Genomic DNA, 6,369 nt, shown 5'->3' on the forward strand with positions numbered 1-6,369 from the left:
CCCGGCGACGTGCAGATGATGAGCGCCGGCAGCGGCGTGCAGCACAGCGAGTTCAACCACTCGGCCGAAGCTCCGGTGCACTTCCTGCAGATCTGGATCGTGCCCAACGAGCGCGGCGCCGAGCCCCGCTACCAGCAGGTGCACTTTGAAGAAGCCGAAAAGCGCGGCCGCCTGCGCCTGATCATCGCGCCCCAGGGCGAACAAGGCGCGCTGGCCGTGCGCCAGGACGCCCGGGTCTACGCCGGCCTGTTCGACGGCGACGAAGCCGCGACGCTGGAAGTTGCCGCCAACCGCCATGTCTATGTGCATGTGGCCCAGGGCAGCGTCGAAGTCAACGGCGAGCGCCTGGCCGAAGGCGACGGTGCGCGGATTCGCAACGCCGGCGCGCTGCGCTTCGCCAAGGGCGAGAACGCCGAAGTGCTGGTCTTCGACCTGCGCCCCAACGAGCTGCCCGGCATGTAAGCCCCTGTTTTCACGCATTCATTCAATTCATTTAATTCATTCAGTCTCGGAGATATCGCCATGAACAACGCCAACAGCGCCCAACCCGTCGCTCAACCTGTCGCAGTGGCCAAGCCCGGCGCCACGCTGCTCAACGCCAACGACCACACGCTGGTGATGATCGACTTCCAGTCGCAGATGGCGTTTGCCACGCACTCGATAGACGCCGTGACGCTGCGCAACAACGCCGCCCTGGTCTCGCATGCCGCCGCCGGCTTCGGCGTCTCGACCATCCTCACCACGGTGGCCGAGAAAAGCTTCAGCGGCCCGATGTTCGAGGAAGTGACCGCGCCCTTCCCCGGCCAGGCGCTGCTGGACCGCACCTCGATGAACACCTGGGAAGACGAGGCCGTGATCCGCCGCGTCAACGAGATCGCCAAGCCGCGCATCGTGCTGGCCGGCCTGTGGACCAGCGTCTGCATCGTGGGCCCCGCGCTGTCGGCGCTGGACCAGGGCTTCGAGGTCTATGTGATTGCCGATGCCTGCGGCGATGTTTCCACCGAAGCCCATGAACGTGCGATGGACCGCATGGTGCAGGCCGGCGCCCGCCCCATCACTTCGCTGCAATACCTGCTGGAGCTGCAGCGCGACTGGGCGCGCACCGATTCCTATGAGATGACCACCGGCATTGCCAAGAAGTTCGGCGGCGCCTACGGCATTGGCATCAACTACGCCAAGAGCATGTTCAACGCCCACGAAGGCTGATGGGACGCGCCCCGGGGCTTACGCTCGGGGCGTCTGCCAAAGACCAATGGGGTGCGTGCGCCCCGCATTCCAGGACACACCATGCCATTGCCTTCCACGCCCGACCTCGTTCTCTTCAACGGCCGCTTCACCACGCTGGACCGCGCCAATCCCACGGCCCAGGCCGTGGCCATCACCGACGGCCGCTTTGTCCATGTGGGCAGCAATGCCGAAGTACTCGCGCTCGCGGGCGCGGGAACGCGCCGCATTGACCTGCAGGGCCGCAGCGCGCTGCCGGGCCTGATCGACAACCATCTGCACATCATCCGCGGCGGTCTCAACTTCAACATGGAACTGCGCTGGGACGGCGTGCGCAGCCTGGCCGACGCGATGGCGATGCTGCGCGCCCAGGTCGACATCACGCCCGCGCCGCAATGGGTGCGCGTGGTCGGCGGCTTCACCGAGCACCAGTTCGTCGAAAAGCGCCTGCCCACGCTGGAGGAGCTCAATGCCGCCGCGCCCGACACGCCGGTGTTCATCCTGCACCTCTATGACCGCGCGCTGCTCAACGGCGCGGCGCTGCGCGCCGTCGGCTATACCCGCGACACGCCCGCGCCGCATGGCGGCGAGATCCTGCGCGACAGCGCGGGCAACCCCACGGGACTGCTGCTGGCCAAGCCCAACGCGGCCATTCTCTACGCCACGCTGGCCCTGGGTCCCAAGCTGCCGCGCGAATACCAGCTCAACTCCACGCGCCACTTCATGCGTGAGCTCAACCGCCTGGGCGTGACCGGCGCCATCGACGCCGGCGGCGGCTTCCAGAACTATCCCGACGATTACGCGGTGATCGAGGAACTGGCCGCAGCCGACCAGCTGACCATACGCCTGGCCTACAACCTTTTCACGCAAAAACCCAAGCAGGAAAAGGAAGATTTCCTGAACTGGACCGCGACCTCCAAGTACAAGCAGGGCGACGACTATTTCCGCCACAACGGCGCGGGTGAAATGCTGGTGTTCTCGGCCGCCGACTTCGAGGACTTCCGCCAGCCGCGGCCCGAGCTCGAAGCCGGCATGGAAGGCGAACTCGAGGAAGTGGTGCGCGTGCTGGCGCAGAACCGCTGGCCCTGGCGCATGCATGCGACCTACGATGAGACCATCAGCCGCGCGCTCGATGTGTTCGAGAAGGTCAACCAGGACACTCCGCTCACGGGTCTGAACTGGTTCTTCGACCACGCCGAGACGATTTCCGACCGTTCCATCGAACGCGTCGCGGCGCTGGGCGGCGGCGTCGCCGTGCAGCACCGCATGGCCTACCAGGGCGAATACTTCGTCGAGCAATACGGCGCGCGCGCCGCCGAGGCCACGCCGCCCGTCAAGCGCATGCTGGAGATGGGCGTCAAGACCTCGGCCGGCACCGACGCCACGCGGGTCGCGAGCTACAACCCCTGGGTCTCGCTGTCGTGGCTGGTCACGGGCCGCACCGTCGGCGGCCTGCAGCTCACGCCCCAGCGCAACTGCCTGGACCGCGAGCAGGCGCTGCGCATGTGGACCGAGAACGTCACCTGGTTCTCCAACGAGGAAGGCAAGAAGGGCCGCATCGAGGCCGGCCAGCTCGCCGACCTCGTCGTTCCCGACCGCGACTTCTTTGCCTGCCCCGAATCCGACATTGCCGACTCTTCGGCGCTGCTGACCATGGTGGGCGGCAAGGTGGTCTACGCCGGGGGCGATTTCACGCGCTTCGACGAAGCCGCGCTGCCTCCGGCCATGCCCGACTGGTCTCCGGTGCGCCGCTTCGGCGGCTACGGTGCCTGGGGCGCCAAGGACAGCGGCCCGCTGAAGAATCTGGCCCAGCAGGCCGCGGCGGCCTGTGCCTGCGCCAGCCTGTGCAATGTGCACGGCCATGCGCACGGCAGTTCCTGGAACACGCAACTGCCCACATCGGACGCCAAGAGCTTCTGGGGCGCGCTGGGCTGCGCATGCTGGGCGGTATGAACATGGGCACCCACGCCACCCCCTCCAGCGCCGGCAGCTTTGCCGCGCTGCGCCAGCCGGTGTTTGCCGTGCTCTGGGCCGCCACCGTGCTCGGCAACACCGGCAGCTTCATGCGCGACGTCGCCAGCTCCTGGCTCGTGACCGACCTGTCGGCCAGCCCCACGGCCGTGGCACTGATACAGACCGCGGCCACGCTGCCCATCTTCCTGCTGGCGATTCCCGCGGGCGTGCTGTCGGACATTCTGGACCGCCGGCGTTTCCTGATCTTCGTGCAACTGGTGCTGGCCGCCGTCAGCGGCAGCCTGCTGCTGCTGTCGCATACCGGCGCGCTCACGGTGGAATATCTGATCGCGCTGACTTTCATCGGCGGCATTGGCGCGGCGCTGATGGGCCCGACCTGGCAGTCGATCGTTCCCGAGCTGGTGCCGCGTGCCGACCTCAAGGGCGCGGTGGCGCTCAACTCGCTGGGCATCAATATCGCGCGCGCCATCGGCCCCGCGGCCGGCGGGTTGATATTGGCGAGCTTTGGCGCGGCCGTGACTTATGGCCTCGATGTGCTGAGCTACGTGTTCGTGATTGCCGCCCTTGTGTGGTGGAAGCGGCCGAAAGCCGCCGACAGCACGCTGTCGGAGAACTTCCTGGGCGCGTTTCGCGCCGGCCTGCGCTACACCTGGGCCAGCCAGGAGCTGCACCGCGTGCTGCTGCGCGCCGCCGTGTTCTTCCTGTTCGCCAGCGCGGTCTGGGCGCTGCTGCCGCTGGTGGCGCGCCAGATGCTGGGCGGCACGGCGGGCTTCTATGGCGTGATGCTGGGCGCGGTGGGGGCGGGCGCCATTGCCGGTGCACTGGTCATGCCGCATCTGCGACGCTGGCTCGATGCCGACGGCCTGGTGCTGGCGGCTTCGCTGCTGAGCGCCGGTGTCATGGCCGCCCTAGTGTTTGCGCCGCCGCAATGGCTGGCCGTCGTGCTGATGCTGCTGCTGGGCATGGGCTGGATCACGGCGCTGACCACGTTCAACAGCGTGGCCCAGGCCATACTGCCGAACTGGGTGCGCGGCCGGGGTCTCGCCGTCTACCTCACGGTGTTCAACGGCGCGCTGGCCGCGGGCAGCCTGGGCTGGGGCCTGCTGGCGCGCGCCATCGGCCTGCCCTGGGCGCTGGCCGCGAGCGCTGCCGGCTTGGTGATCGTTGCCCTGCTGTTCCACCGCGCCCGGCTGCCGGCCGGCGAGGCGGATCTGCAACCATCCAACCACTGGCCCGAGCCGCTGCCGAGCGAACCCGTGGCCCACGACCGCGGCCCGGTCATGGTGCAGATCACCTACCAGGTGCGCGCTGAAAACCGCCCGGCATTCCTTGCCGCCATCCGCCGCCTGTCGCATGAACGGCTGCGCGACGGCGCCTACGCCTGGGGCGTGATGGAGCACAGCGCCGACGCGCAGCAGGTGATGGAATGGTTTCTGGTGGCGTCGTGGGCCGAACATCTGCGCCAGCACCAGCGCGTGTCGAAAGCCGATGCGGATCTGCAGGGCGAGGTGCTGCAATGGCACAGCGGTCCGGACAAACCGCAGGTGCAGCACTTCCTGGCGCTGGCGCAGTAGCCAAGCGGTTGTCCGCTGCAGAAACATGCAGGGCCTGCGCGCCTTGCGCACCCATCGACCGCAGCAGGCGTGTTTTCAAAACGACAAATCCGTCGCGTTCAACATAAAAATTCTTTTAATAGATAAAATCTATTGTGTAATTGCAATCGATAGATAATTCAACTTCAACATCAGATGCGAAACCAGCTTCCACACTGCCATCCGCTTCCCATGCACACCGAAGATGCCGGAGGCACTGCCCATGCGTGACCCCAAGCCGGCCAACAGCACCGGGATGCATGCGGCCCCCTCTTCACCGTGTATCGAGGGCATGCGCCGGCCGCGGCCACCCGCGGAAGAAGACGACGATGTCGCCACGGTGAAGCGAAGCTACCTGCCCGCAGACGCATTGGAACAGGATGCCGCGCAGCCCCTGCTGCCCGCAATGGTTCCAACGGCGCCGCGCGCCACGGGCGAAACCCTGATGGCCGCACTGGCGGCCGATGCGCAGTCGCAACTGATGCTGGACAGGAGGCTGATGGACGCGGTTGAACGCGCGGAGCCTGTGGAAGTGTGGAGGCTGCTAAAGGGTGGAGCGAATGTGAATTTCGTCGATTCGCGGACCTGCGTTACCCCCATCATCGTGGCAATGTCCATGCCTTTTGGGAACACGATGAAAACTCTGCTGGAGCACGGTGCAGATCCCAATTTCATCAATCCCTTCGACGGGAACACCCCCTTGATGGTCGCGCTCTACAACGCCAACTTTCACGCCACCGAGGTGCTTGTGGAAAATGGCGCAAATGAACATCTTGCCAATCCATACACCGGGCAGACCGCCTGGCTGATTGCGCAGTGGCAAGGGGTTGGGCAGGAGCTGTACGCGATGCTCGCGCAACGCGATTCACGCGTGGAACAGCCAGGCACCGACCCTGCCCGGCTGCCATGGTCAGCAAGGTCTGACGATCAGCACAATGTCCAGGTGTTGCCGGGAGCCGTGAACCACGACGATACCGATGGCATGGAGACGAATCAAACCATGTCGGACATCGACCTGTCCACGCAAGTCGCCGCCCCCTGCCCGGCTGTCATCGATGTCCCGACGGACATCGAACTGACAGGCGTTTTGCTCCCCTCCTTGCCGACAGCTCCTTGCGGGCCTTGGCACACCAGCTAGGCGCCATGTTGCCGGCCGCCGGGCCGGCATCACGCATCAAGGCATCAGCGCAAACCGGTCGCGCTGCGCCAATGCGCATTGATTCATCACCGTCAACGTGCGCTCGACGGTGGGTTGGCCAATCACAAAAGGATTGGCAGGCGTGCCCGGGTCCTGGCGCAGTCTCTCCAGCTTGGTCTGCGAACCATCCATGCGCGAATGGTTGGACAGCATCACATCGATGCCCTGGCTGCGGGAAAGACTGGCCATGCGCTGCGTGGAGGCGCCATAGGCTTCAAGCCGCGGTATGTCCTTGCCGAAGTTGAAGCCCGTGCCGCCCCAGAGCAGCACGCGGTGCGTCTTGCCTTGCCACGCCACATCGAACACCGAAGCCAGCGTGCCCCAGGTGTGGCCGGGAATCACATGGAGCGTGACGCTGGTGTTGCCCAGCGTGATGCGGTC

General features: G+C 66.1%; 5 protein-coding genes and 1 pseudogene. 5 read left to right on the forward strand and 1 reads right to left on the reverse strand.

Annotation, left to right across the window (positions count from 1 at the left end; translation table 11 throughout):
* The 5 genes from RR928_RS23850 to RR928_RS23870 form a co-directional block, all read left to right on the forward strand.
* A partial coding sequence (locus RR928_RS23850) for a pirin family protein (protein ID WP_332684539.1) occupies positions 1 to 462 on the forward strand: 462 nt, incomplete at its 5' end.
* A 60-nt stretch (positions 463 to 522) separates the two neighbouring features.
* Positions 523 to 1,206: a hydrolase gene (locus RR928_RS23855; protein ID WP_332534241.1), complete on the forward strand. Its 684-nt coding sequence runs from the start codon at positions 523 to 525 to the stop codon at positions 1,204 to 1,206.
* 81 nt (positions 1,207 to 1,287) lie between these two features.
* Positions 1,288 to 3,177: an amidohydrolase gene (locus RR928_RS23860; protein WP_332534239.1), complete on the forward strand. Its 1,890-nt coding sequence runs from the start codon at positions 1,288 to 1,290 to the stop codon at positions 3,175 to 3,177.
* 2 nt (positions 3,178 to 3,179) lie between these two features.
* The gene (locus RR928_RS23865) at positions 3,180 to 4,772 is read left to right on the forward strand and encodes an MFS transporter (RefSeq protein ID WP_332548385.1); all 1,593 of its coding nucleotides are present in this window, start codon (positions 3,180 to 3,182) and stop codon (positions 4,770 to 4,772) included.
* Between the two features lie 241 nt (positions 4,773 to 5,013).
* A complete protein-coding gene (locus RR928_RS23870) occupies positions 5,014 to 5,928 on the forward strand; it encodes an ankyrin repeat domain-containing protein (protein ID WP_332534237.1) in 915 nt (304 codons plus the stop codon).
* A gap of 36 nt (positions 5,929 to 5,964) precedes the next feature.
* Here RR928_RS23870 and RR928_RS23875 read toward each other — a convergent pair.
* A pseudogene (locus tag RR928_RS23875) lies at positions 5,965 to 6,369 on the reverse strand (MBL fold metallo-hydrolase); the annotation flags it as partial.

It is taken from the genome of Comamonas sp. (assembly GCF_036666375.1).
Taxonomy (GTDB): domain Bacteria; phylum Pseudomonadota; class Gammaproteobacteria; order Burkholderiales; family Burkholderiaceae_C; genus Comamonas.